The organism is Pseudomonas syringae group sp. 247E2 (genome assembly GCF_032587795.1).
In the GTDB taxonomy this organism is placed as follows: Bacteria; Pseudomonadota; Gammaproteobacteria; order Pseudomonadales; family Pseudomonadaceae; genus Aquipseudomonas; species Aquipseudomonas amygdali.
Genome location: NZ_JAWHPK010000023.1, coordinates 14,299 through 40,729, shown reverse-complemented (window position 1 = coordinate 40,729; position 26,431 = coordinate 14,299). Strand labels below are relative to the sequence as shown.

General features: G+C 58.6%; 15 protein-coding genes. 10 read left to right on the top strand and 5 right to left on the bottom strand.

The features are described from left to right. The first annotated feature begins 79 nt into the window (after positions 1–79). The 5 genes from aceE (at position 80) to yccS (ending at position 9,996) form a co-directional block, all read left to right on the top strand. On the top strand, positions 80–2,725 hold the full coding sequence (gene aceE / locus RYC18_RS19280) for a pyruvate dehydrogenase (acetyl-transferring), homodimeric type (RefSeq protein ID WP_002551766.1): 2,646 nt from the start codon (positions 80–82) through the stop codon (positions 2,723–2,725). Positions 2,726–2,867: 142 nt separating this feature from the next. Continuing rightward, a complete protein-coding gene (aceF, locus tag RYC18_RS19275; RefSeq protein WP_316886613.1) occupies positions 2,868–4,520 on the top strand; it encodes a dihydrolipoyllysine-residue acetyltransferase in 1,653 nt (550 codons plus the stop codon). A 299-nt stretch (positions 4,521–4,819) separates the two neighbouring features. Beyond that, on the top strand, positions 4,820–6,199 hold the full coding sequence (gene dbpA / locus RYC18_RS19270) for an ATP-dependent RNA helicase DbpA (RefSeq protein ID WP_002551764.1): 1,380 nt from the start codon (positions 4,820–4,822) through the stop codon (positions 6,197–6,199). A gap of 296 nt (positions 6,200–6,495) precedes the next feature. Then, entirely contained in the window at positions 6,496–7,674 is a 1,179-nt protein-coding gene (locus RYC18_RS19265; RefSeq protein WP_005778819.1) for an NAD(P)/FAD-dependent oxidoreductase, read from the top strand. A 123-nt stretch (positions 7,675–7,797) separates the two neighbouring features. Beyond that, positions 7,798–9,996, top strand: coding sequence for a YccS family putative transporter (gene yccS, locus RYC18_RS19260; protein ID WP_011167518.1), 2,199 nt, complete (start codon positions 7,798–7,800; stop codon positions 9,994–9,996). On the opposite strand, the gene RYC18_RS19255 is transcribed toward yccS, so the two are convergent. Next, entirely contained in the window at positions 9,959–10,714 is a 756-nt protein-coding gene (locus RYC18_RS19255) for a substrate-binding periplasmic protein (protein WP_316886612.1), read from the bottom strand. The two genes, yccS and RYC18_RS19255, sit on opposite strands and share 38 nt — an antisense overlap. Positions 10,715–10,941: 227 nt before the next feature. Here RYC18_RS19255 and RYC18_RS19250 point away from each other — a divergent pair, with 227 nt between their 5' ends. Further along, a complete protein-coding gene (locus RYC18_RS19250) occupies positions 10,942–11,400 on the top strand; it encodes a GNAT family N-acetyltransferase (protein WP_002551760.1) in 459 nt (152 codons plus the stop codon). Between the two features lie 61 nt (positions 11,401–11,461). Continuing rightward, positions 11,462–11,758: a helix-turn-helix domain-containing protein gene (locus RYC18_RS19245; RefSeq protein ID WP_002551759.1), complete on the top strand. Its 297-nt coding sequence runs from the start codon at positions 11,462–11,464 to the stop codon at positions 11,756–11,758. Between the two features lie 16 nt (positions 11,759–11,774). On the opposite strand, the gene RYC18_RS19240 is transcribed toward RYC18_RS19245, so the two are convergent. Both RYC18_RS19240 and RYC18_RS19235 read right to left on the bottom strand, forming a co-directional pair. Beyond that, positions 11,775–12,299: a M48 family metallopeptidase gene (locus tag RYC18_RS19240; protein ID WP_005731076.1), complete on the bottom strand. Its 525-nt coding sequence runs from the start codon at positions 12,297–12,299 to the stop codon at positions 11,775–11,777. A gap of 33 nt (positions 12,300–12,332) precedes the next feature. Beyond that, positions 12,333–14,471, bottom strand: coding sequence for an EAL domain-containing protein (locus tag RYC18_RS19235; RefSeq protein ID WP_004654469.1), 2,139 nt, complete (start codon positions 14,469–14,471; stop codon positions 12,333–12,335). Between the two features lie 314 nt (positions 14,472–14,785). Here RYC18_RS19235 and RYC18_RS19230 point away from each other — a divergent pair, with 314 nt between their 5' ends. Beyond that, entirely contained in the window at positions 14,786–15,457 is a 672-nt protein-coding gene (locus tag RYC18_RS19230) for a polysaccharide lyase family 7 protein (protein ID WP_005743045.1), read from the top strand. Positions 15,458–15,555: 98 nt separating this feature from the next. On the opposite strand, the gene putP is transcribed toward RYC18_RS19230, so the two are convergent. Beyond that, positions 15,556–17,043, bottom strand: coding sequence for a sodium/proline symporter PutP (gene putP, locus RYC18_RS19225; protein ID WP_005731074.1), 1,488 nt, complete (start codon positions 17,041–17,043; stop codon positions 15,556–15,558). Between the two features lie 448 nt (positions 17,044–17,491). Here putP and putA point away from each other — a divergent pair, with 448 nt between their 5' ends. Together putA and RYC18_RS19215 are read left to right on the top strand one after the other, a co-directional pair. Continuing rightward, a complete protein-coding gene (gene putA / locus RYC18_RS19220) occupies positions 17,492–21,445 on the top strand; it encodes a trifunctional transcriptional regulator/proline dehydrogenase/L-glutamate gamma-semialdehyde dehydrogenase (RefSeq protein WP_316886611.1) in 3,954 nt (1,317 codons plus the stop codon). A gap of 226 nt (positions 21,446–21,671) precedes the next feature. Beyond that, positions 21,672–23,474 (top strand): acyl-CoA dehydrogenase, encoded by a 1,803-nt coding sequence (locus RYC18_RS19215; RefSeq protein WP_005743048.1) that lies wholly within the window; start codon positions 21,672–21,674, stop codon positions 23,472–23,474. 21 nt (positions 23,475–23,495) lie between these two features. Here RYC18_RS19215 and RYC18_RS19210 read toward each other — a convergent pair whose 3' ends face one another. Further along, a complete protein-coding gene (locus tag RYC18_RS19210; RefSeq protein ID WP_081023536.1) occupies positions 23,496–26,141 on the bottom strand; it encodes a dermonecrotic toxin domain-containing protein in 2,646 nt (881 codons plus the stop codon). Positions 26,142–26,431: the final 290 nt, after the last annotated feature.

The window sequence follows — 26,431 nt, the reverse complement described above, 5'->3', positions numbered from 1 at the left end:
AATTTATGTCGTCTGCCCACAAGGCCAGTCGCAAACTCAGGCAACCGATTCTGGAAGCCTTTCCGCCCTGGAGCAAGCCATGCAAGACCTCGATCCCGTCGAAACCCAGGAATGGCTGGACGCCCTGGAATCGGTTCTCGACAAAGAAGGCGAAGACCGCGCTCACTACCTGATGACCCGTTTGGGCGAGCTGGCCACCCGTAGTGGTTCGCAGCTGCCGTACGCCATCACTACGCCATACCGCAACACGATTCCTGTCACCCACGAAGCACGCATGCCTGGCGACCTGTTCATGGAACGCCGCATTCGCTCGCTGGTGCGCTGGAACGCATTGGCAATGGTCGTCAAAACCAACCTGAACGACCCGGATCTGGGCGGCCACATCTCCAGCTTCGCCTCCAGCGCCACGCTGTACGACATCGGCTTCAACTACTTCTTCCAGGCCCCGACCGACGAACACGGCGGCGACCTGATCTACTTCCAGGGTCACGCATCGCCAGGCGTCTATGCCCGTGCGTTCCTCGAAGGCCGTATCACCGAAGACCAGATGAACAACTTCCGCCAGGAAGTCGACGGCAATGGCCTGTCGTCTTACCCACACCCGTGGCTGATGAAGGATTTCTGGCAGTTCCCGACTGTATCGATGGGCCTTGGCCCGATCCAGGCGATCTACCAGGCACGCTTCATGAAGTACCTGGAACACCGCGGTTACATCCCGGAAGGCAAGCAGAAAGTCTGGTGCTTCCTGGGTGACGGCGAGACCGACGAGCCGGAATCCCTGGGCGCCATCGCTCTGGCCGGTCGCGAGAAGCTCGACAACCTGATCTTCGTCGTCAACTGCAACCTGCAGCGCCTCGACGGTCCGGTTCGCGGCAACGCCAAGATCATCCAGGAACTCGAAGGCGTGTTCCGTGGTGCTCAGTGGAACGTCACCAAAGTCATCTGGGGCCGTTTCTGGGACCCGCTGCTGGCCAAGGACGTCGACGGTATCCTGCAACGTCGTATGGACGAAGTCATCGACGGCGAATACCAGAACTACAAGGCCAAGGACGGCGCGTTCGTCCGCGAGCACTTCTTCAACTCGCCTGAACTCAAGGCAATGGTTGCCGATCTGTCCGACGACGAGATCTGGAAACTCAACCGTGGTGGCCACGATCCGTACAAGGTTTATGCGGCCTACCACGAAGCCGTCAACCACAAGGGTCAACCAACCGTGGTTCTGGCCAAGACCATCAAAGGTTATGGCACCGGCGCCGGCGAAGCGAAAAACACTGCACACAACACCAAGAAGGTTGATGTCGACAGCCTGCGTCACTTCCGTGACCGTTTCGACATCCCGGTCAAGGACTCCGAACTCGAAGCCCTGCCGTTCTACAAGCCGGAAGAAGGCAGCGCCGAAGCCCGTTACCTGAGCGAGCGTCGTGCTGCGCTGGGTGGCTTCGTACCTCAGCGCCGCGCGCAGAGCTTCAGCCTGCCGACGCCGCCACTCGATACCCTCAAGGCCATCCTTGACGGTTCGGGCGATCGTGAAATTTCCACCACCATGGCTTTCGTGCGCATCCTGGCGCAGCTGGTCAAGGACAAGGAAGTCGGTCAGCGCATCGTGCCGATCATCCCGGACGAAGCCCGTACCTTCGGTATGGAAGGCATGTTCCGCCAGCTGGGCATCTACTCGTCGGTCGGCCAGCTCTACGAGCCAGTCGATAAAGAACAGGTAATGTTCTATCGCGAAGACAAGAAAGGCCAGATTCTCGAAGAAGGCATCAACGAAGCGGGCGCCATGTCCTCCTTCATCGCTGCCGGTACTTCGTATTCCAGCCACAACCAGCCGATGATTCCGTTCTACATCTTCTACTCGATGTTCGGTTTCCAGCGTATCGGCGACCTGGCATGGGCTGCTGGCGACAGCCGCACCCGTGGTTTCCTGATCGGCGGCACCGCCGGCCGTACCACGCTGAACGGCGAAGGCCTGCAGCACGAAGACGGTCACAGCCACATTCTGGCGTCGACCATCCCGAACTGCCGCACCTTCGACCCGACTTACGGTTACGAACTGGCAGTGATCATCCAGGACGGCATGCGCCGGATGTTCGAAGAGCAGCAGGACGTTTTCTACTACCTGACCGTGATGAACGAGTCCTACACCCAGCCAGCCATGCCGGCCGGTGCGGAAGAAGGCATCGTCAAGGGCATGTACCTGCTCGAAGAAGACACCAGGGAAGCGGCGCACCACGTCCAGTTGCTGGGCTCGGGCACCATCCTGCGTGAAGTTCGCGAAGCGGCGAAGATTCTCCGTGACGAGTTCAACATCGGCGCTGACGTCTGGAGCGTTACCAGCTTCAACGAACTGCGTCGCGACGGTCTGGCGGTAGAGCGTAACAACCGCCTGCACCCTGGCCAGAAGCCGGAACTGAGCTATGTTGAGCAGTGCCTCAACGGTCGCAAAGGCCCGGTCATTGCATCGACGGATTACATGAAGCTGTTCGCTGACCAGATTCGTCAGTGGGTTCCAACCAAGGAGTATAAAGTCCTGGGCACCGACGGTTTCGGCCGTAGCGACAGCCGCAAGAAGCTGCGTCACTTCTTTGAAGTCGATCGTCACTTCGTTGTGCTGGCAGCCCTGGAAGCTTTGGCGGATCGTGGCGATATCGAACCTAAAGTGGTGGCGGAAGCCATCGCCAAGTTCGGCATCGATCCTGAAAAACGCAATCCACTGGACTGCTAAGAGTCTGCTTCAAGAGCGCTGATCAGAGCGTAAACAGCCGAGGATGCGGAATTTACCTACCGTAAATGAGCATCCAACGCTGTTTCGTTGTAACTGAACCAGCGTATTGGTGAGTGAACAGGTTCTCCTAAGGAGAGACATAGTGAGTGAGTTAATTCGTGTACCCGACATCGGCAACGGTGAAGGCGAAGTCATTGAATTGATGGTCAAGGTCGGTGATCGCATCGAAGCCGACCAGAGCATTCTGACGCTGGAATCAGACAAGGCGAGCATGGAAATCCCTGCTCCCAAGGCTGGCGTCATCAAGGCCATGAAGGTCAAGCTGGGCGACCGCCTGAAAGAAGGCGACGAGCTGTTCGAGCTGGAAGTGGAAGGCGAAGCGGCTGCCGCTCCTGCCCCCGCAGCCGAACCTGCCGCGGCCCCAGCTGCTGCCGAAAAACCGGCTGAAGCTGCACCGGCACCTGCCGCTGCGCCTGCTCCGGCAGCCAGCGCCAGCGTTCAGGACATCCACGTGCCGGACATCGGCTCGTCGGGCAAGGCCAAAATCATCGAGCTGATGGTCAAGGTTGGTGACTCCATTCAGGCTGATCAGTCGTTGATCACCCTGGAATCCGACAAGGCCAGCATGGAGATCCCATCTCCGGCAGCAGGCGTTGTCGAGAGCATCGAAGTCAAGCTGGACCAGGAAGTCGGTACCGGCGACCTGATCCTCAAACTGAAAGTCGAAGGCGCAGCGCCCGCCGCAGCTGCGGCACCTGCTGCCAGCGCACCGGCTGCCGCTCCTGCCGCTCCTGCCAAGGCTGAAGCGGCTGCACCGGCCGCTGCTCCAGCGCCGAAAGCCGAAGCAGCACCTGCTCCGGCTGCACCGGCCAAAGACGGCGCCAAGGTTCACGCAGGCCCGGCTGTTCGTCAGCTGGCACGCGAGTTCGGCGTCGAGCTGAGCGCGGTCAGCGCCACCGGCCCACACGGCCGCGTGCTGAAAGAAGACGTTCAGGTTTACGTCAAGACCATGATGCAGAAGGCCAAGGACGCTCCGGCTGGCGGCGCAAGCGGCGGCTCGGGCATTCCGCCGATCCCGGAAGTCGATTTCAGCCGTTTCGGCGAGATCGAAGAAGTACCGATGACGCGCCTGATGCAACTCGGCGCTTCGGGTCTGCACCGCAGCTGGCTGAACATTCCGCACGTCACGCAATTCGACCAGGCCGACATTACCGACCTGGAAGCTTTCCGTGTTGCGCAGAAAGGCGCTGCCGAGAAGGCTGGCGTCAAGCTGACCGTTCTGCCTCTGCTGCTCAAGTCCTGCGCCCACTTGCTCAAGGAGCTGCCGGACTTCAACGCCTCGCTGGCACCAAGCGGCAAGGCTGTGATCCGCAAGAAGTACGTGCACATCGGCTTTGCCGTGGACACCCCGGATGGCCTGCTGGTACCGGTTATCCGCGACGTCGATCAGAAGAGCCTGTTGCAGCTGGCCGCCGAAGCCGCAGCACTGGCTGAAAAGGCACGTAACAAAAAGCTGACTGCAAACGACATGCAGGGCGCGTGCTTCACCATCTCCAGCCTCGGCCACATTGGCGGCACCGGCTTCACGCCGATCGTCAACGCGCCGGAAGTGGCAATCCTCGGAGTTTCCAAGGCCACCATCCAGCCAGTCTGGGACGGCAAAGCCTTCCAGCCAAAACTGATGCTGCCGCTGTCGCTGTCCTACGATCACCGCGTGATCAACGGTGCAGCTGCCGCCCGCTTCACCAAGCGCTTGAGCGAATTGCTGGCGGATATCCGCACAATCCTGCTGTAAGCCAGGCAGGCCCGTCCCCGGACGGGCCTTGCTATACATCTTTGCGAGCTGCCACGCTCGAACCTCAACCCCGCCTTCCAGCGGGGATTTTTTTGCCTGGCTATCGCGCCCATGCTCCGCGCTCATTGCTGGATTCTGTGGGAGTGACCGGGGCGGCGATCCGCATTGCTCACGACCATCTTCTGGGGCTGTACGGACCCCTTCGCGAGCAAGCTCGCTCCCACGACCTTTATCGCGGTGCCAGGTCTGACTGGCGGGTGATACACTACGCGACATTTTTGTTTTGCAGGTCCACCGTCGTGACTAACACCGCTTTCAATTCTCTGCCTCTGTCCGCTGCCATGCTGGCTAACCTGGAGTCGCTTGGTTACGCCGAAATGACACCGATTCAGGCGCAGAGCCTGCCGGTGATCCTCAAGGGCATGGACCTGATCGCGCAAGCCAAGACCGGCAGCGGCAAGACCGCTGCGTTCGGTATCGGCCTGCTCAACCCGATCAACCCGCGGTTCTTCGGCTGCCAGGCACTGGTCATGTGCCCGACCCGCGAACTGGCGGATCAGGTGGCCAAGGAAATCCGCCGTCTGGCGCGCTCGGAAGACAACATCAAGGTGCTGACCCTCTGCGGCGGCGTGTCTTTCGGCCCGCAGATCGGCTCGCTGGAGCACGGCGCGCATATCATCGTCGGTACGCCTGGGCGTATTCAGCAACATTTGCGCAAGGGTTCGCTGGTGCTGGACGGCCTGAACACGCTGATTCTCGATGAAGCCGACCGCATGCTGGACATGGGTTTCTACGACGCCATCGCCGACATCATCGAGCAGACCCCGCAACGCCGTCAGACCCTGCTGTTCTCCGCGACCTACCCGGTCGGCATCAAGCAGTTGTCGTCGAAATTCATGCGTGACCCTCAAACTGTCAAAGTCGAAGCGCTGCACGCCGACAGCCAGATCGAGCAGATTTTCTATGAGATCTCTCCGGAACAGCGTCTGGAAGCGGTGGTCAAGGTACTCGGTCATTTCCGTCCGGCGTCCTGTGTGGCGTTCTGCTTCACCAAGCAGCAGGTTCAGGAAGTGGTCGACCACCTGACCGCCAAAGGCATGTCTGCCGTCGGTCTGCATGGTGATCTGGAACAGCGCGACCGCGATCAGGTACTGGCGATGTTCGCCAACCGCAGCACCTCGGTACTGGTCGCCACCGACGTGGCCGCGCGCGGTCTGGACATCGACGCACTGGACATGGTGATCAACGTCGAGCTGGCGCGCGATTCGGAAATCCACATTCACCGCGTAGGCCGTACCGGTCGCGCAGGCGAAAAAGGCATCGCGGTCAGCCTTGTGGCACCGTCGGAAAGCCAGCGCGCCCGCGCTATCGAAGAATTGCAGAAAGCCCCGTTGAACTGGCAGCAGTACGATCAGCTAAGCGTCAAGGAAGGCGGCAAACTGCTACCGACCATGACGACGCTGTGCATCGGTTCGGGTCGCAAGGACAAACTGCGCCCGGGCGACATCCTTGGCGCGCTGACTGGCGAAGCGGGTATTGCGGGCACTCAGGTGGGCAAGATCGCGATCTTCGATTTCCAGGCGTACGTCGCCGTCGAGCGCAGCATGGCCAAACAGGCTCTGGAGCGTTTGAACAACGGCAAGATCAAAGGCAAGTCGCTGCGCGTGCGGATTTTGTAAAGTTTATAGTTGACCCTGATAGTCCCTACACTCCGCGCCGAGCATCATATACAGGCCCCGAAGGTCCTGAAAACGCGGTTTTCAGGCCTCTGCCCGTAGGGCGTGGGAGCGAACTTGTTCGCGAAGACGGTAGTTCAGACGATAAATCTTCGGAGAACATACCGGCCCTTTCGCGAACAAGCGAAGCGTCGCCCGGTCCGCTCCCACGGCCTTCGGCCAGAATCAAAAACAGGCTTGTATATAGCTTAGCGCGGAGCATGGGAACGATCGTGACCTACAGATCGAGGAAACACGCTGTGCCCGTTACCGACGTTGTAATCATTGGCGCTGGCGCCGCTGGTCTGATGTGTGCGTTCACCGCTGCCGCTCGCGGGCGCCGGGTGATGTTGATCGATCACGCCAATAAACCTGGCAAGAAGATCCTCATGTCCGGCGGCGGACGCTGCAACTTCACCAACATGTACACCGAGCCGGCCAATTTCCTGTCGCAGAACCCGCACTTCTGCAAATCGGCGCTGGCGCGCTACACCCAGTGGGATTTCATTGCGATGGTCGCCAAACATGGCGTGCCGTATCACGAGAAAAAACTCGGCCAGCTGTTCTGCGACAACAAGTCCAGCGACATTCTGGAAATGCTCCTGGAGGAATGCCGTCAGGCCGGTGTCAGCCTGCACATGGACACTTCCGTGCAGCAGATCGACAAAACCGAATCCGGCTACAGCCTGCAAACCACGCTGGGCACGTTGAATTGCGAGGCGCTGGTTATCGCCACGGGCGGGCTGTCGATCCCGACGCTGGGCGCGACCGGCTTTGGCTATCAGGTCGGCAAGCAGTTCGGCCACACGCTGCTGCCCACCCGCGCAGGCCTGGTGCCGTTCACCATCACCGATCAGCTCAAGGAGCTGTGCACCGAGCTTTCGGGCACATCGGTGGATTGCCTGGTCAGTTGCAATGACACCAGCTTCCGCGAAAACATCCTGTTCACGCATCGCGGCCTCAGTGGCCCGGCGATCCTGCAGATCTCCTCGTTCTGGCAGCCCGGTGACACGGTGGAAATCAACCTGCTGCCCGATCACGATGTGCCCGCCTGGCTCAGTCAGCAACAGGCCGAGCGTCCCAACAGCGAGTTGAAAACCCTGCTGGGCGAGATTTTCACCAAAAAGATGGCCAACCTGATCGCCGAACACTGGTTCGTGTCCAAGCCCATGAAGCAGTACACCCACGCCGAACTGTCCGACATCGCCGAAAAACTGGCGAGCTGGAAGGTGGTCCCGGCAGGCACCGAGGGTTATCGCACTGCTGAAGTGACGCTGGGCGGTATCGATACCCGTGAAGTGTCGTCCAAGACCATGGAGTCGCTGAAATCCCCTGGCCTCTATTTCGTCGGCGAAGTACTCGACGTGAGCGGTCATCTGGGCGGCTTCAACTTTCAGTGGGCGTGGGCCTCGGCCTACGCAGCGGCGCAGTACGTGTGACGTAGTGCGCACGACACTGCAAACCGGTATAAATTTTGCCAAGCGGATGTACAGCCAGTCGTTTGGTCTGTACATATCCTCCTGCAGAATTGATCAATTGCGAACAGGGCCGTCAGCTTACCCATGGCATCGAAATCTCTCCGTCATACATTCCGTCGATTGTGGGCGCTGGATAAATTCAGCTATAGCGTTCGAGTCTTTATCGCACTGACCGGCAGCATGGCGCTGTGCTGGTACCAAAACGAGATGGCATTGCTGATCCCGCTGTTTCTGGGGATTATTGCCTGTGCACTGGCAGAGACTGACGATAGCTGGCAAGGCCGGCTAAATGCTCTGGCCGTGACGCTGGTGTGCTTCAGTGTTGCCGCACTCGCCGTAGAACTGCTCTTCCCCTACCCCTGGCTGTTTGTCTGCTCGCTGGCGCTGGCCAGCTTCTGCCTGACCATGCTCGGCGCGCTGGGCGAACGCTATGGCGCGATTGCCTATGGCACGCTGATCCTCTCGGTCTACACCATGATCGGCGTCGATCAGCGCGGCGGTGAGGTACTGGACTTCTGGCATGAGCCGATGCTGCTGGTGGCGGGTGCAGCCTGGTATGGCCTGCTGTCAGTGCTGTGGCAGATGCTGTTTTCCAACCAGCCGGTGCAACAGGCGCTGGCCCGGCTGTTCCGTGAGCTGGGGCAGTACCTGAAACTCAAGTCGACGCTGTTTGAGCCGATCCGCACACTCAATGTAGAGGCCCGTCGTCTGGAACTGGCGCAGCAGAATGGCAAAGTGGTCGCCGCGCTGAACTCCACCAAGGAAATCATCCTGCACCGCGTTGGCAGCGGCCGCCCCGGTTCGAAAGTCAGCCGCTACCTGAAGCTGTATTTCATCGCCCAGGACATCCACGAGCGCGCCAGCTCGTCGCACTACCCCTACAACTCACTGGCCGACGCCTTTTTCCACAGCGATGTGCTGTTCCGCTGCCAGCGCCTGTTGCGTCAACAGGGCGTTGCCTGTCAGGCCCTGTCGGAATCCATCCAGTTGCGTCAGCCATTCGTATACGACCCAAGCTTCGCCGAAGCCATGGAGGACCTGCACGCCTCTCTGGAACACCTGCGCATCCAGAGCAACCCTGCGTGGCGTGGCCTGTTGCGTTCGCTGCGCGCGCTGGCTGCCAACCTCGGCACACTGGATCGCCTGATCAGCGACGCCAGCAACCCGGACGCCGTGGCCGATGCCACCGACAGCAGCCTGCTGGATCGCTCGCCGCGCAACCTCAAGGATGTCTGGACCCGCCTGCGCTTGCAGATGACGCCGACCTCACTGCTGTTCCGTCACGCCCTGCGCCTGCCGCTGGCGCTGACCATCGGTTATGCGATGGTGCACCTGATTCACCCGTCACAGGGCTACTGGATCATCCTGACCACGGTGTTTGTCTGCCAGCCGAGCTACGGCGCCACCCGACGCAAACTCGGCCAGCGGATCATTGGCACGGCAATAGGTCTGACGGTCGGCTGGGTACTGTTCGATCTGGTTACCAGTCCGATTCTGCAATCGATGTGCGCGGTGTTGGCCGGTGTGGTGTTCTTCGTCAATCGCACCACGCGCTACACCCTGTCGACCGCCGCCATCACAGTCATGGTGCTGTTCTGTTTCAATCAGGTCGGCGACGGTTACGGGCTGTTCCTGCCACGGCTGTTCGATACGCTGCTGGGCAGCTTGATCGCCGGGCTCGCGGTGTTCCTGTTCCTGCCGGACTGGCAAGGACGACGCCTGAACAAGGTGCTGGCCAACACCCTGACCTGCAACAGCATTTACCTGCGGCAGATCATGCAGCAGTACGCCAAGGGCAAGAGTGACGACCTTGCCTATCGACTGGCGCGACGCAACGCACACAATGCCGACGCTGCGCTGTCGACCACATTGGCAAACATGCTTATGGAGCCCGGTCACTTCCGCAAGGAGGCCGATGTCGGTTTCCGCTTTCTGGTCCTGTCACATACGCTGCTGAGCTACCTTTCCGGCCTCGGCGCGCACCGTGATACACAGTTGCCTGGCGATGTCCGCGAACACCTGATCGATAACGTCGGCGCTACGCTGGCAGCCAGTATCGACGAAATCGCCGCAGGGCTGGCCGAGAAGAAACCTGTCGCCGTACAGAGTGACGCAGAGGAAGCACTGGCCGCGCAACTGGAACAGCTGCCGGAAGAGATGGACGAAAGCCAGCGTCTGGTACAGGCTCAGCTAGCCTTGATCTGCCGCCAGCTGGCACCGCTACGCACCCTTGCCGCCCACCTGATCAAAGCTCCGGAGGCTGTTGCAGCCCATGCAGTCTGAACAGCTCGTCGTAGGTGCCGTCGGCCTTCATGGCGACAATTTCACGATCAAAATCGGCGACGATTTTTGCGTGCTGAGGGTTTTTCAGGCTGACCAGAATATGCAGGCTGTTCTCGCTCAACGAGCCGGGTAGAAACTCGACACGGTCGCGAACCGCTTCTGGCTCCATCGCAAGGTTATAGCGGGCGACGTATTCGTCCTCCAGTGTCAGGTCTACACGTTCGGCAGCGAGCATGCGTACGGCTGTGGAGAAGTTTTGTACAGGGACCTTCTTGAGCAGACTGTCGCCGTCAAACGCAGGGGAATAGGCATAACCGCGTACAACCGCAATCCTGTAATTGTGCAGTTGTTCATGGGTCCGAACCTCGATAGGCGATTCCCTGCGTTTGATGAAGCGCACGCGATTGAGCAAGTATTCGGCTGAAAACTGGCCAATTTTTGTGCGATCTTCGCTGAACCATGCGTTGATCAGCACATCGTGCCGCCCTTCACTCAACCCCAGCATTGCCCGCGCCCAAGGCACTTGCTCATACAGGGTGGTGTATCCGGCGCGGCGTAACGCCGTATTGACGATATCGGTCGCAAGCCCGCCGTTGAGCAGCAGCGCATCGGTAAAAGGTGGCCAAGGGTCAGCGACGAGGCGCAGTTTCTCCGCTGCACTGGCATGCGCCATCAGCAAAAAGACCAGCAACCCAACCGCTCGAAGCCACTGCGACATGCTCAGGTTCCTGAAAAGGGCGGTATACCCGATTTAATCCTATCGGCAGCAAAACCATCACTCATGAGAGTGCCAGCAGCTTTTAATTGAAGACCTGAAGCGGTCAGTAGACAAGCCGGAAGAAGAACATGCTCAGTAAAGCTGTACGCACATCGTTGACAGCGTTTATTGGGAATGTCGGCGGATACGTTTAGACTTCGCTTCTGGTTTCCCTGCGAGTCTGCGACATGTCTATCAAATGGATCTGCAAACATCACACCGAGTTGAGCATCCAGCAGCTGTATGCCGTGCTGCAACTGCGCGCCGAGGTGTTTGTGGTCGAGCAGCAATGTGTGTATCTGGACGTGGACGGGCAGGACCTGACGGGCGATACCTGCCACCTGATGGCCTGGCAGGAAGACAAGCTGGTCGCCTACCTGCGCTTGCTGGACCCTATCCAGCAGGGCGGCGACGTCACTATTGGGCGAGTCGTGACAGCCCCTTCGATTCGCAGCCGGGGCATTGGCCATGAACTGATGGAACAGGCTCTGGAAAACGCCGAACGCAAATGGCCTGACCAGCCAATCTATCTGTCGGCACAAGCCCACCTGCAAGGCTATTACAGCCGCTACGGTTTCAACCCGGTGGGCGAGGTCTACCTGGAAGACGACATCCCCCACATCGGCATGCGCCGCGATCTGGACTAAGAGCAGTTGCACGCCTTGAGCTGCAAGCTGCACATTGAAAGCATTGAAAAGGGATTCGTCGATGGAGGTCAGCAAGACCAAAAGCAGTTTCTATCGCCGCCTGTACGTGGCGTACCTGATTGATTCGAAGCTCGCCAGCAGCGTACCCGAACTGACCGCCGTGACCGGCATGCCACGCCGCACCGCGCAGGACACCATCAGCGCGCTCTCCGATCTGGACATCGTGTGTGAATTCGAACAGCAGGAAGGTGCCCGCAATCACGCAGGCAATTACCGTATTCGCAACTGGGGCGCCATCGACAAAACATGGATCGCCCGCAACCTGAACAGCATCAAGGCCGTGCTCGGGTATCCCTAGCAGGGCAGTTGCGAGCTTAAAGCTTGCCGTTCGAAGCCTGCAGCTCGTTATAGGTCAGGTAGACGCGCAGGTCGAATTCCAGCTGGTGATACCCGGGCAGCATGTGCTCGCATAACTGGTAGAACGCCTTGTTGTGGTCTGACTCGCGAAAATGTGCGAGCTCATGAACCACGATCATCTTCAGGAATTGTGCAGGGGCTTCCTTGAACAAGGCGGCTACCCGAATTTCATTGCTTGCCTTGAGCTTGCCGCCCTGCACTCTGGATATTTTAGTGTGCAACCCGAGCGCGCGATGGGTCAGGTCCAGGCGACTATCGAAGAGCACCTTCCTGATGGCCGGCGCGTTGCGCAGGTGATCCTGCTTGAGCGCCAGCGCGTAGGCGTAAAGAGCCTTGTCGCTTTGTATCTGATGACGCTCAGGGTAGCGCTGCTCCAGATAGTCCGCCAGACGGTTCTGGGCAATCAACTGATGCACTTGATCCTGCAGGGTCTGCGGATAGGCCTGCAGGTATTTGAGCGGAGCATGGCTGGCGGCAGTCATGGGGCCTTTTGCATGATGACGAAAGACGCCATTCTACAGCAATCCACTCGATCTCAAGCCTGCCACCTCAAAGTGCCCGGGGAAGCGCAGCGCGTCTTCGGGCACCATCGGATGCGCGATCAGAAAGCCCTGCATGACCTGACAGCCGTTGTCCGCCAGCCACTGGTATTGCTCGGGGGTCTCGACCCCTTCGGCAATAACCAGCATATCGAGATTGCGACTCAGGTCGATGATGCTGCTGGCCATCGCCGCCTCGCGCCTGGACTCGACAATGTTGGCGACAAAACGCCTGTCCAGCTTCAAGGTGTCTAGCTGAAGATTGCGCAAGTGCGACAGCGAGCATTCGCCGGTCCCGAAATCGTCCAGCGCAATACGCACGCCGACGTCATGCAGCAACTTCAGCTGTTTATGGCTATGCGTAAGGTTATGCACCAGAGAGCTTTCAGTGATTTCCACCTCGATCTGCCCTGGTTTGAGCTCGAAGCGATCCATGGCACGCTTCAGCTCCGAAGCCAGGTTGGGCATGCAGAATTGCGTGGGGCTGACACAGACACTCAGTACCACATCGGCAGCAAACACCCGACTCCACGCCTGACGCTGTTCGGCACCCTGATCGAAAATCCAGCTGCCTAGCCGGTTGATCAACCTGGTCTCTTCAAGCAAGGGAATGAACAGTGCAGGAGGTACCTCGCCGACCGCCGGATGCTGCCAGCGCAACAACGCTTCGAAACCACGCAGGCGGCCATCCGCAACGTGGACCTGGGGCTGGTACACCACCGAAAAATCCTTGCCATCGATGGCCGTGCGCACGCTTTCCTCAAGCATCAGCCGTGAGCGGGCGCGTCCGTTCATGTTCTGGTCGTAGAACCGGTATTGCTGACGCCCTGCACGCTTGGCCTCGTACATGGCGATATCTGCCGCACGCAGCAAACCGTCCAGATTCGAGCCGCAGTCCGGAAAGGTCGCAATACCGACACTGGCACCCAAGGTGATATCGACACCGTCGACCTGGCGTCTTCCCGACACCCGTTCAATGAGCTTTTCGGCGATTTTGGCCGCCTGTTCGGGGTAATCAAGCCCATCGATCACGACCGTGAATTCGTCGCCGCCAATGCGCGCCAGAACATCATAGGGGCGCATGCTGTCCTTGAACTGCTCGGCGACCCAGAGCAATACCTGATCACCGGCGTCATGACCCAGCGCATCATTGATCTGCTTGAAGCCGTCCAGGTCCATGAACAGCACAACCAGGTATTTGTCTGTCTGCTCCTTTCGCAGGAGCATGCCTTCAACGGCCTGATAAAGCCCGCGGCGATTGAGCAGGCCTGTCAAAGCGTCGGTAACGGCCTGTTTTTCAAGTTGCTGATAAAGATCACGGACTACCGACATATCCAGAACCGTCATCACCATCGCCTTCTGCTCCGCAGGCAGCGCCGCGCAAGACAAGGCAACCGGCAACTGTGTACCTTGTGCGGTACGCAGAACGGCATCGTGCACCCGGTAGGTGTCGGCCTTGCGATAGTGCTTGTAGAAGCCAGACTCCAGCCAGTCGCCCACTTGCGGTTCGATAATGTAATCCAGCACTTGCGTACCGCGCAGTTGATCGACCGAAGCGCTCAACAACTGGCAGATGGCGGGATTGGCAAAACTGATGGTGCCCGCCTCATCAACGACCAGAATGCCTTCGGCGACGTTGGCCAGCACTGACGCGTTGAACGCTCGGGCCGATTCAAGCTCCAGCGAGAGCTGTTGCAGCGCACGACGGTTACGCTGCTGCTCAAGCAGGGTCTGCACCTTGGGCTTGAGAACGTTCGGGTCGAAGGGTTTGAACAGGTAATCCGTCGCGCCATTCGCATACCCCTTCTGCACGGCATCCTGAGTCTGCTCATTGGCCGTGAGAAAGATAATCGGCGTCAGACGGGTGCGCTGACTGCCTCGCATTAGCCGGGCGACTTCGAAGCCGTCCATGCCCGGCATCTGCACATCCAGCAGAACCAGATCGACTTCCTGCTCAAGAAGTACCGTCAATGCTTCGATGCCTGAACTCGCAGTCACAATATGCCAGTCCGTTCTTTGCAGAACAGCGCACATCGTCACCAGATTTTCCGGGTAATCGTCTACAACCAGTAAAACCGAAGAGCCATCGTGTGGCTGTGTTGGCACGCGTTCCATGCTGCTTCTCTATGTGGGCATGACGCCTGGGTTTCAGGACGACCGTCATACTTTGGAATAACTCTAGCCCCGTCTCGCAAAAAGCAGAAGCAAGGCACCCCTTCCCTACCATCAAAGTTCGATCTACCCGACTAACGGTCATTCCCTGTACGCCGTGCACACTCTGCTCTGCAGGAAAAGTGACAGCACTTTGACGTCATTGGTTCGACAACTTTTAATTAACAAATCGCCCTACAATCCGTATAAAACTCGCTCAAACCCTCTTGCTAGAGGCCCCCCTTGGTAGCAAACAGACATGCGCGGAAGGATTGAACATGATCGATCTCGGATCGTACCAACTCAGCATTCCAGTGGGCTCACCCCCCAAAACCATTACCACCGCTCAGCTTGTTAAGGGTTATGACGGCAAATACTTCAAATCAAAATCGGACTCCATTGTGTTCTGGTCTCCGGTGACCGGGACCAAAACCGAAAACGCTAAATATTCGCGCAGCGAGTTACGGGAAACATGGTCAGATGGATCACTGCACAATTGGGTATATCCCGACGCGGACAACTATCTGAACGCTAAACTGGAAGTCGATCAGGTGCCCTCTTCCGGCAAGATCGTGATCGGCCAGATACATGCCTACGAGAGCACCGAGCCTCTTCTGAAAGTCGAGTATCAATACAAGGAAGACACCAAGACCGGAGACATCGTTGCGAAAGTTCGCAATCGTTTCGATGACGACGAAAGCAAGGTCTATAAGATAGTCGAAGGTGTGAAGCTCAATCAGACATTCAGTTACGTCATTCACCTGAGCAAGGGTGGAAAATTGACTGTCAGTGTCAACGACACCGACTGGAGCAAGCGCATCAGCGAGACCTGGCGCGACAAGCCTTTGTATTTCAAAGCCGGTGTTTATACCCAGGACAACACCGGGTATACCTCGGAAGGCGGCAAGGCCACGTTCTATAATCTGGATATTGATCACAACAAGAGCTGAGTCGCACGCAGGCCTTGAATCAAACGATCAAAAAAACGGCCCGCACTTGCAGAAAGTGCGGGCCGCTTTTCATTTCATCGGTTATTCAAGCAGCATTATCAGCGGTTGGCTTTGAACTCCTGCTCAGCCGCCAGGAAACGTGTCTGCATGGACGCGGACGCAGGCTTGCCGATCAGACTGAATACCACGATGGCAATGCTGGCAAGGATGAAACCCGGGATGATTTCATACAGGCCAAGGGTACTGAACTGCTTCCAGAGTACGACAGTCGCAGCGCCGACTATTACCCCAGCCAGCGCACCATTGCGCGTCATGCCTTTCCACAGCACAGATATCAGCACCACAGGGCCGAATGCAGCGCCAAACCCTGCCCAGGCATAGCTCACCAGCCCCAGTACGCGATTCTCGGGATTGGCGGCCAGCAGAATGGCAATGACAGCGATCAGCAACACCATCGCACGCCCGACCCACACCAACTCAAGCTGCGAAGCCCCCTTGCGCAGATAAGCCTTGTAGAAGTCTTCGGTCAGCGCGCTGGAGCACACCAGCAACTGGCAACTCAGCGTACTCATCACCGCAGCCAGAATGGCCGACAGCAATACACCGGCAATCCATGGATTGAACAGCAGCTTGGCCAGTTCGATGAAGACCCGCTCCGGGTTCTCGGTCACCGGCCCGGCCACATCCGGGTGCGCGGAGAAGTAAGCGATACCAAAGAAGCCTACCGCCACAGTACCGCCAAGGCACAGGATCATCCAGGCCATGGAGATGCGTCGGGCGCTGGCAATCGACTTGACCGAATCAGCCGCCATGAAGCGCGCCAGGATATGCGGCTGACCGAAATAACCCAGTCCCCAGCCAAGCAGGGAAATGATGCCGATGAAGGTCGTGTTCTTGAACATGTCGAAGCTGGTCGGATCTTTCGCTTCAATGGCCAGGAAGGTGGTATCGACCCCGCCTGTTGCCAGCAGGACGATGATCGGCGTCAGGATGAGGGCGAAGATCATCAGCGTGGCTTGTACGGTGTCGGTCCAGCTCACGGCCAGAAAACCACCGACGAAGGTGTACGCAATGGTAGCCGCAGCGCCGGCCCACAGTGCGGTTTCGTAGGACATGCCGAAGGTGCTTTCAAACAGACGCGCGCCCGCAACGATGCCCGAGGCGCAATAGATGGTGAAGAACACCAGAATCACGATGGCCGAGATGATGCGCAGCAGGCCGCTGTTGTCTTCGAAGCGGCTGCTGAAGTAATCCGGCAGGGTCAGCGCGTCACCGTTGTGCTCTGTCTGCACACGCAGACGACCGGCCACGAACAGCCAGTTCAGGTAGGCGCCGATGATCAGACCAATGGCGATCCAGCTTTCCGACAGGCCGGACATATAGATAGCCCCCGGCAACCCCATCAACAGCCAGCCGCTCATGTCCGAGGCCCCTGCTGAAAGCGCTGTTACCACGCTGCCCAGGCTGCGCCCGCCGAGGATGTAATCCGAAAGGTTGTTGGTAGAGCGATAGGCCATCAGGCCGATCAAGACCATTGCCGCTATATAGATCACAAACGTGATCAAGGTAGGGTTACTGACACTCATGAGTTCAGCCTTGGCATTGTTTTTATGTTGGCACCCGATGCCAAAGGGAATAGCGACCGATATTCGGCGCATCCGTGCTTTTGCACCCGACACCGCGTTGACTGATCGCTCCGCAAGGATCGGCAATCAATGACTGGCGGTTGCACCGCGGGAATGAATCCTATTAAACAAACCAAACAAGGTGCAACCCATTTCAACGTGCAAGTTGCACCTGTTACAAAAAAACCAATAAAGGCGTTTTTCTGCGCCATTTTAGGGCGTTTTCGACCCTCTCTACAAACAATCGCGCACCAGCTCTGAGCAAAGCAGCACTCTCGCGGGTCACTTGCCGGGAATGTCACAAAATATTATCGAAACAGGGTTGCACTCGGTTGCACCTGACCCCGTCACAGCGCTAATCTTCGCCAAAGCCGATGCCACCGTTGCGTGGCTATAATGAGGACAACACATGGCCACCACTACTCTAGGCGTCAAACTTGACGACCCGACCCGCGAGCGATTGAAAGCCGCCGCCCATTCGATCGACCGCACACCGCACTGGTTGATCAAGCAGGCGATTTTCAATTACCTGGAAAAACTGGAGAGTGGTGCAACCTTGCTGGAGCTCAATGGCGCGACTGGCAAAGACAGCGAAGACCGAGGCGAAGTGGCGGAAGACACAGGCCTGCAATGCTTCCTGGATTTCGCCGAGAGCATTCAACCGCAGTCGGTATTGCGGGCGGCCATCACCTCCGCCTACCGCCGCCCCGAGCAGGAAGTGGTGCCGATGCTGCTGGAGCAGGCGCGCCTGACTGCACCTGTTGCCGAAGCCACCAACAAGATGGCCGCGTCTATTGCCGAAAAGCTGCGCAACCAGAAAAGTGCTGGCGGCCGCGCTGGCATTGTTCAAGGCCTGTTGCAGGAATTTTCGCTGTCCTCGCAGGAAGGCGTTGCACTCATGTGCCTGGCCGAGGCGTTGCTGCGCATTCCGGACAAGGGCACGCGCGATGCCCTGATTCGCGACAAGATCAGCAACGGCAACTGGCAGCCGCACTTGGGCAACAGCCCCTCGCTGTTCGTCAACGCTGCCACCTGGGGCCTGCTGCTGACCGGCAAGCTGGTCGCCACTCACAATGAGGCAGGCCTCACTTCTTCACTGAGCCGCATCATCGGCAAGAGCGGCGAACCGATGATCCGCAAGGGCGTCGACATGGCCATGCGCCTGATGGGCGAGCAGTTCGTCACCGGCGAAACCATCGGCGAAGCCCTGGCCAATGCCAGCCGTTTTGAAGCCAAGGGCTTCCGCTATTCCTACGACATGCTGGGTGAAGCGGCGCTTACCGAGCATGATGCGCAGAAGTATCTCGCGTCCTACGAGCAGGCCATACACTCCATCGGCAAGGCCTCCCACGGCCGCGGTATCTACGAAGGCCCGGGCATTTCCATCAAGCTGTCGGCACTGCACCCGCGCTATAGCCGCGCCCAGTACGAGCGCGTGATGGAAGAACTGTACCCGCGCCTGCTGTCGCTGACCCTGCTGGCCAAGCAGTACGACATCGGCCTGAACATCGATGCCGAAGAGGCTGATCGTCTGGAGCTGTCACTGGATCTGCTCGAGCGCCTGTGCTTCGAACCGCAGCTGACTGGCTGGAACGGCATTGGCTTCGTAATTCAGGCTTACCAGAAGCGCTGCCCTTATGTGATCGATTACGTGATCGATCTGGCTCGGCGCAGCCGTCACCGCCTGATGATCCGTCTGGTCAAGGGCGCGTATTGGGACAGCGAGATCAAGCGCGCCCAGGTCGAAGGTCTGGAAGGCTATCCGGTGTACACGCGCAAGGTGTACACCGACGTCTCGTACATCGCCTGTGCCCGCAAGCTGCTGGCGGCACCAGAAGTCATTTATCCACAATTCGCCACACACAACGCCCACACCCTGGCGGCTATTTACCAGATCGCCGGGCAGAATTATTACCCAGGTCAGTATGAGTTCCAGTGCCTGCACGGCATGGGCGAGCCTTTGTACGAGCAGGTCGTAGGCAAGGTCGCAGACGGCAAGCTGAACCGTCCATGCCGCGTGTACGCTCCGGTCGGCACGCATGAAACGCTGTTGGCCTATCTGGTCCGTCGTCTGCTGGAAAACGGTGCCAACACGTCGTTCGTCAACCGGATTGCCGACCATTCGATCTCCATTCAGGAACTGGTGGCCGACCCGGTCAGCCAGATCGAACGCATGGCAACACAGGAAGGCGGTTTCGGCTTGCCGCACCCGCGCATTCCGCTGCCGCGCGACCTGTATGGCACCGAGCGCGCCAACTCCAGCGGCATCGACATGGCCAACGAGCATCGTCTGGCTTCGCTGTCCTCGGCCCTGCTCGCCACAGCGCACAATGACTGGAAAGCTGCCCCCATGCTCGGCTGCCCGGCCAGCGCAGGCACACTGACTGCCGCGTTGAACCCATCGGACCTGCGTGATGTGGTCGGTCATATTCAGGAAGCCTCGCTGCAGGATGTCGAGAACGCCATCCAGTGCGCCTTGAGCGCTGGCCCGATCTGGCAGGCAACACCGCCTGCCGAACGCGCCGCAATTCTGGAACGTGCTGCCGATTTGATGGAAAGCGACATCCAGCCCTTGATGGGCCTGCTGGTCCGCGAGGCGGGCAAGACCTTCGCCAACGCCATCGCCGAGGTGCGCGAAGCCGTCGACTTCCTGCGTTACTACGCCGTACAGGCGCGCAATGATTTCACCAACGACGCCCATCGTCCGCTGGGGCCGGTGGTCTGCATCAGCCCGTGGAACTTCCCGCTGGCAATTTTCAGCGGTCAGGTCGCTGCTGCACTGGCTGCGGGCAACCCGGTGCTGGCCAAACCGGCCGAGCAAACACCGTTGATTGCCGCCCAGGCCGTGCGCCTGCTGCTTGAAGCCGGTATCCCGGAAGGCGTGGTGCAATTGTTACCGGGGCGCGGTGAAACCGTAGGTGCCGGGCTGGTCGGCGACGAACGCGTCAAAGGCGTGATGTTCACCGGTTCCACTGAAGTCGCCCGCCTGCTGCAACGCAACGTGGCGGGTCGCCTGGACTCGCAGGGCCGCCCCATCCCGTTGATCGCCGAAACCGGCGGTCAGAACGCGATGATCGTCGACTCTTCGGCGCTGACCGAACAGGTTGTCATTGACGTGGTTTCTTCGGCGTTCGACAGCGCCGGGCAACGCTGCTCGGCACTGCGCGTGCTGTGCCTGCAGGAAGACTCTGCGGACCGCGTCATCGAAATGCTCAAGGGGGCGATGGCCGAGAGCCGCCTCGGCAACCCGGAGCGCCTGTCCGTGGACATCGGCCCGGTGATCGATGCCGAGGCCAAGGCGGGTATCGAAAAACACATCCAGGCCATGCGCGACAAAGGCCGTACGGTTTATCAGGTGGCCATTGCCGACAGCACGGAGCTCAAGCGTGGCACTTACGTGATGCCGACCCTGATCGAGCTGGAAAGCTTCGATGAGCTGCAACGCGAAATCTTCGGCCCGGTGCTGCACGTGGTGCGCTACAAGCGCAAGGAACTGGGCCTGCTGATCGAGCAGATCAATGCATCCGGCTACGGCCTGACCCTTGGTGTTCATACCCGCATCGACGAGACCATCGCCAAGGTCATCGACAACGTCAACGCAGGCAACGTCTATGTAAACCGTAACATCGTCGGTGCTGTGGTGGGCGTCCAGCCATTTGGCGGCGAAGGCTTGTCCGGTACCGGCCCTAAAGCCGGTGGCCCGCTCTACCTGTACCGCCTGCTGTCGACGCGTCCGCAGGATGCCATCGAGAAATCGTTCGTGCGCAGTGATGCACTGTATGCTCCGGACACCCGCCTGCGTGACATCCTCAACAAACCGTTGCAAGCCTTGAAGGCCTGGGCAGCCAGTAACCAGCAAAGCGATCTGGATGCCCTGTGCAGCCAATACGCCGAGCAATCGCAAAGCGGCATCACTCGCCAGCTGGCGGGGCCGACCGGCGAGCGCAACAGCTATGCGATTCTGCCGCGTGAACACGTGCTTTGCCTGGCGGATGACGAGAACGACCTGCTGATTCAACTGGCGGCCGTGCTGGCTGTCGGCAGCTCTGCCGTGTGGCCGGAAACAGACATCAGCAAGCCATTGCGCGCTCGTCTGCCAAAGGACGTTCAGGCACGCATCAAGCTGATCCCTGACTGGACCAAGGACGAAGTCGCTATCGACGCCGTCCTGCACCACGGCGATTCCGATCAGCTACGCGCCATCTGCCAGCAGATCGCCCAGCGCAGCGGTGCAATCGTCGGCGTCAACGGCCTGTCCCACGGCGAAACCAACGTGCCGCTGGAACGCCTGGTGATAGAGCGGGCATTGAGCGTGAACACTGCGGCGGCGGGTGGCAATGCGAGCCTGATGACGATCGGCTGATGCCGCTAGGTAACAGATGACGCAGGGCGTCAAGAAAGGCCTTCCCACGCTGGAGCGTGCGGAACGAAAGGTGTCTGAAAAACACCGACCGTTCCCATGCTCTGGACGCTTCGCGTCCGCTCTCGATACCCCCCGCACACGCTCGACCATCACCCGAATCAATCTTGCTACCCTCCCCCCTCAACCCGACCTAGACTTGAGCCATTCAAAGAATAGGTACGCCATCATGTCCGAGTCGCTGCTCAGTTCCCGAAACCTGGCTTTCGAGCTGTATGAAGTGCTGGACGCCGAAGGGCTGACGCGGCGTGAGCGGTTTGCCGAGCATTCGCGGGAAACCTTCGATGCAGCGCTGGGGACGGCGCGTACTATCGCGGAAAAGTATTTTGCGCCGCACAACCGCAAGGCTGACGAAAACGAGCCGCGCTATGAAAATGGCGAAGCGATTCTGATCCCCGAGGTCAAGCCTGCGGTGGATGCGTTTCTCGCCGCTGGTTTTCTCAATGCATCGCGTGATTTTGAAGCGGGCGGCATGCAGTTGCCGACCCTACTGTCACAGGCCTGCTTTGCCCACTTTCAGGCAGCCAATGTCGGAACCACGGCCTACCCGTTCCTGACCATGGGCGCGGCGAATCTGATTGAGAGTTTTGGCAACGACGAACAAAAACAGCGCTTTCTGCAACCGATGATCGAGGGGCGCTTCTTCGGCACCATGGCGCTGACCGAGCCACACGCAGGCTCGTCGCTGTCAGACATCCGCACCCGCGCCGAACCGGCAGACGACGGCACCTACCGGCTGCGTGGCAACAAGATTTTCATCTCGGGTGGTGATCACGCGCTTTCGGAAAATATCGTGCACATGGTATTGGCAAAACTGCCGGATGCGCCTGGCGGGGTCAAAGGTATCTCGCTGTTCATCGTGCCCAAGTTTCTGGTCAACGACGACGGCAGCCTCGGCAAGCGCAACGATGTGCTGCTGGCTGGCCTGTTTCACAAGATGGGCTGGAAAGGCACTACCTCTACCGCGCTGAATTTCGGCGATAACGGTGAGTGTGTCGGCTATCTGGTCGGCAAGCCTCATCACGGTTTGAGTTACATGTTCCAGATGATGAACGAAGCACGCATCGGCGTCGGCCTGGGCGCGGTCATGCTCGGCTATTCGGGGTATCTGTATTCTCTGGATTATGCCCGCGACCGACCTCAAGGTCGGCTGCCCGACAGCAAGAGCCCCGAGAGCACGCCTGTTCCGATCATTCAGCACGCCGACGTGCGGCGCATGCTACTGATCCAGAAAGCGTATGTAGAAGGCGCGTTCGACCTGTGCCTGTATGCCTCACGACTGTTCGACGACACACAGACCGGAGAAACCGAAGACGCCCGCAAGCATGCCCATGAACTGTTGGACCTGCTGACTCCGGTGGTCAAGTCATGGCCCTCGGAGTTCTGCCTGAAGGCTAACGAGCTGGCGATTCAGGTTCTAGGCGGTCATGGCTATACCCGCGAATACCCTGTTGAGCAGTACTACCGCGACAACCGGCTTAATCCGATTCATGAAGGTACTCACGGCATTCAGTCGCTGGACCTGCTTGGCCGCAAGCTGGCGCAGAACGGCGGCACCGGCCTCAAGCAACTGCTGCGCCTGATATCCGATACATGCGAGCGGGCGCAGGTTTATGACTCACTTCATGAGCTGCGCCAACCTCTGGAGCAATTGGTCACTCATGTGCAGGCTGTCACCCTCGGCCTGCTGACCGATCTGGCGCAAGGCAGAATCACCAGTACGCTGGCCAATTCGGCGCTGTACCTCAAGGTATTCGGCCACACCATCATCGGCTGGCGCTGGCTGGAACAGGCGATTCGCGCCGAGGAAGGTCTGGGCAAAGGTCATTCGTCTGACAGCGACTTCTACAAGGGCAAGCTGCAAGCTGCCCGCTACTTCCTGACATGGGAATTACCGGGCTGCCATCACGAGCTGAGCATTCTGGAGAACCGCGATGACACCTGCCTCGCTATGCGCGATGACTGGTTTTAAATAAAACCGGGCGGCGCTTGGTCAGTGAGGGCTGAACAGGTCAGTCATCGGGTTCTGTGGAAAGAACCGGTCGACCAATACCTTGGCATCTGCCCCCAACTTGAGCGCGTATTGCTCTCGACTGAATGGCTCGCCCGTGCGCATATCGTAAAGCGCTCTTCCCTGAACCGGGCGATCGACCTCCTGCATCTGGACTTTCATGAGACGATAAAAATCGCCGACCACTTCTTCGATACTCTCGATCTGAAAATAACAACCGGGCAAAAAGATCGATTCGGCCTCATCGGGCGAGGCTGAAAATGGCGCGATCGGCGTGGCCCTCAAATACCGTCCTTTGGGCAAAACAAAGACCACCGAAGTATCATCGAACGTTATCGGCCCAATCACCGCATTAGTAGGGGCACCGGCTCGACTGCTGGCGAACGCGCTGACCACATAGGGGTTTTCACTGAACGAAGTGATATCGGTATTGACCAGCACATCGCCAACCTTGATCTGCCCGCTACGGAACACGGCACCCGAGGTGCCCCGATCACCGCTGCCACCCCGATACAACTCGACATCATTGCTATAGCCCACCACCTGGATGTCATCGGCAAGACGCTCAATGAACCTTACCTGGTTGGGGCCCCTACGTTCGCCTGTACGCAGGAATCGATTGAACACAGTATCCTCCTGGGTATAGAGCATGATGTTAGCGCCGTAATAGTCGTCCTCGCCCAGCTTGAATACCCTGTGTTTACCGTGCCACGGGTCCCGGTACACTTCATCGCCTTCGGGTGAAGAGTCAGACTCCAGAACATCGTCCGTGGTTGGCTCCCAGATATCCATGACCTCTTTCTGACGAGTCAGGGCTCTTTCTGCATAATATTGCTCATTGAATATGTCCGTTTGCAGGTACCTGTCCCAGAACGTTGAATGCACTGTTGCATAAGGTTTTCCTGGCGGGACTGATGAGCTGGTAGACGGCACCTGCGGATCCATAGGCGAGCCACCCTGCAAGCCAGGTGATTGAATCAGCGTCCATTCTCCGTCGAGCCCCAAGCGAACCGGCTTACTGCCAACGAACGCAAAAGGATTGTCAGGGTCAACGATAAACCAGCACTGCTGTTGCTCACTGAACATCACGCGATACGGCAACCGCGCAAGCTTGATCCAGGTTTCGCCATTGCTCAACGAGTAAACGCCACGAAACCTGCCTTCCTCGGCTGAGGGCGTGAGGCTGTCCAGCAGCAGGTTGCCTTCCATGTTTTCCAGCGGATCGACAATCACGCCACTCTCCACAACTTCACTGGGGAGCGACACGACATCCGCCCGCACTAATGGCATACGCTCAGGCATGGCACGAATGGACATCAGTAGCGGCAGGTTAAAAAGCAGGTAAAGGGTGTTGATAATGGCACCCAATACACCAGCGCGACGTTGCGCCGGGGTCTTGCCATTGACCGCCTGATCAATGTTCAACCCGGTATTGGCGAGGCCTGCGCCAACCAGCGTCAGAGCAACGGGCCACCCCAACGCGGCTAGCCCGCCAAAAGCCTGCATGAAGGCACTTAGATAACCGATCCACATCTGCTTGCGCAGATCGGCATTGGACGTCAGCAACTGATGCGCGTCGGCGGTCATGACCTGACGCGCGATATCACGCATATGAATAAAGGGATCACCCACGATGGGTGCCCGGGATTGATTGATAATTCGAACATCGGCACGCCAGTCATGTGCGAGCAATTCACTGACCCCGCGCGCAAACCTGACGCCGTCTTGTGTTCGTGCCGCTTCGCCGCGCAGGAAATTGCCTGTCAGTACCTTACCCGCCTGCTCGCTCGCGAACTGGACCTTGAGCCAGTTGTACAGCGCGCGTTCGTTTTCAAACACCTGAAAAGGCTGCTCGGCATCAGGCCGGTAAATCACTTCCCGGCCATCAGCGATAACGATACGCAGCATGTCGTAAGTCTTGACGCCGTTGATATCCAGCGTATGCACCGAAAGGCCAGGCGTTACCAAGGGCGAGTCCCGCAAGGCCTTCAGCGTCGCAGGCTGCGAGGGATCAGTGACGACGAATCGAGTGACGTGCTTGAAGTCGTCTGGCGAAAGCTGACCTTTGCGCAGGCAATTACCGGCTGCAACCAAATAGTGCGCTTTGGCCAGAATGCAAAAATTCTCACTGTGCGAACTCCAGAAACGCTCCATGCGGCGGGTGTGCAGCGAGCTGAAATCCAGCGTCCACATTTCTGCCAGCAAAGTCTGCGGCAGCATGGGCACCTCGTTGCGCTCGTCGAACACCTCATGATCCGGACCGTCAGTATAAAAACCGCCGTAAAGGGAAAGCTCATCACTGGCCTCTTGGTCGTGGCCGTTGAAGTTCTGCATGAGCAGTTCGATCAACGTCATCGATTGCAGCGGTTTGCCGGAATGTTGCCAGCCGGTAAATGTACGCGGACTACTGCTTGCGCTGCCGAAACGATGCCAATAAACCTTGTCAGGGTTAAACACCTTTTGCGTGTGCTGAAGCATGATCTTGCTGACTACGCTATAGGCCAGATCGTGCAGATCGGGGTAGTCGAAAACAAATTGCTTCGCGCGTTCGCGCAGCAGTTGCTGATCGGTTTTAGGTATTTTCAGAGGTTGGGTCGTCATGACTTCTTCCTGTATGAGAGAAGTCATGCACGTAATCACTCCTTACGGCATACGTGGCACTAACTATTTATAACGCGACCCTGCGCAGGCAGGCGCGTGAACTGATTCAGTCAGAGGCCCGACAGCAAAGGCAGCGGGTGACTGCAGATTGATCGGGTTCAGCCGGAAGTAATCGCGACCGAAAGTATTTGCTCGCCCGCCTCCAGAACTCTGCATGCGGATCCCGCTTATCGCCGAACGGATTTCCGCCCTTCTTATTTCTGCAATTTCATCGTCCATGATGAAAACCTTCTATAACTGAAGCTCGACAACAGGCC